Annotated in this window: 1 protein-coding gene and 1 pseudogene; both read left to right on the forward strand. The window is 67.3% G+C overall.

Annotation, left to right across the window (positions count from 1 at the left end):
- On the forward strand, positions 1 to 182 hold a 182-nt coding region (locus tag FS320_RS46825), incomplete at its 5' end, for a hypothetical protein (RefSeq protein WP_162003634.1).
- Between the two features lie 144 nt (positions 183 to 326).
- A pseudogene (locus FS320_RS43240) lies at positions 327 to 1,503 on the forward strand (mechanosensitive ion channel family protein); the annotation flags it as partial.

Raw genomic sequence — 1,503 nt, forward strand, 5'->3', positions numbered from 1 at the left:
GTCAGCCGCGTGCGCAGCAGCCGCCGGACATCGTCGGAGAACTCGCATCCCGGACGCGCCTTCAGGTGGCCGATCCGCTCCTCGAGCAGGGTTCGCATCATCGGATCGGCTCCGGCGACCCGCCGCTTCAGGTCACGGGCCGGGAACACGACGGCGGCTGCGCACCAAGCGTCAAGATCTGATGCTGGCGGTTGGTGCGGATGCGGTCCGCGTCCGGTTGTGCTGATCCTTGTCATCTTCGTGCCACTCGCCTGCACGGCTCGGCCTCGGTACGGAGCACTTGCGTTGAACCGGAAACAGGCGCTCTCTGAAAGGCGGCGGTTTCAATGATGAGAATGCACCTCGACCACGACGCACCGGCACGGCTGCTTGGCAGCCTGGCACTGCTGTTCTTTGTATGGGCGGGGGCTCCGTCCGCCAACGCCCAAGCCCCGTCGACGCAGAACCCTCCCCCGCCCCAGGTGCAGCAGCTCCTGAACCTCATGCAGGATCCTGCCGTTCGCGGCTGGGTCGACCAACAGCAGAAGTCCTCGCCGGTAATCGCAGAGCAGTCGCCGGCCGCCACCCGGACGACAGCCTCCGAGATGACCGGATCCGAGATGATGGCGGCTCGGACCGCCAGCATGCGGGACCATCTCGCTGCCCTCACCGCGGCCGCGCCGCGCCTGCCGGGCGAGTTCCGCAATGCTGCGGATCGCCTGCTCGCCGAGTTGCGCGGCCGCAGCCTCCTCGGCGTGTTGATCCTCGTCCTCGGGTTCATCGCCCTGGGTGCTGGAACCGAATGGCTCTTCAGGAGGGTCACCGCCCACCCGCAGCAGCGGATCGTTGCGCTACCCATTGACACGGCGTCCGCCCGGATGCGCACGATCGGCCTGCGTCTCGCCTTCGGCGTCAGCGAAGTGGCAATTTTCGGGCTCGGGAGCGTCGGTGCGTTCCTCGCCTTCGACTGGCCGCCACTCTTGCGGCAGGTCGTTCTTGTGTATCTGGTCGCGGCCGTGGTCCTGCGCTTGGCATTGGTCCTGGGTCGATTTCTCCTGGCGCCGGACATCGGCAGGCCGCAGGATGCGGAGCGCTTTTGCGTCATCCCATTATCCGCCGATGCCGCCCGGTTCTGGTTTCGGCGGCTGGCGCTCTTCGTCGGGTGGTTCGGCTTCGGGTGGGCCACGCTCGATGTCCTCAGCGCTCTGGGGTTCTCGCCCGAGGCGCGTGAGCTCGTGGCCTATACCCTCGGGCTTGGCCTCCTTGCCATCGCCCTGAATATTGTGTGGGCTCGGCCTCGCGCAGCGGACGCCCTCCCCGACGTCACGCGGCACCCCACCCATCACAGGATTGCTCCCTGGCTTCTGTCCGTTTGCCTGGTGCTGCTGTGGGGGCTTTGGGTCGTGGGGTTCATGCGCCTGTTCTGGCTCGTGGCGGTCGCTCTCCTCCTGCCCGGGGCCATCAAGGTCGCCCGGATGGCGAGCCATCATGTCTCGCGTCCGGCTTCAGGATCCGAGGCACCGT

The sequence above is a fragment of the Microvirga tunisiensis genome, assembly GCF_009296175.1.
GTDB lineage: Bacteria > Pseudomonadota > Alphaproteobacteria > Rhizobiales > Beijerinckiaceae > Microvirga > Microvirga tunisiensis.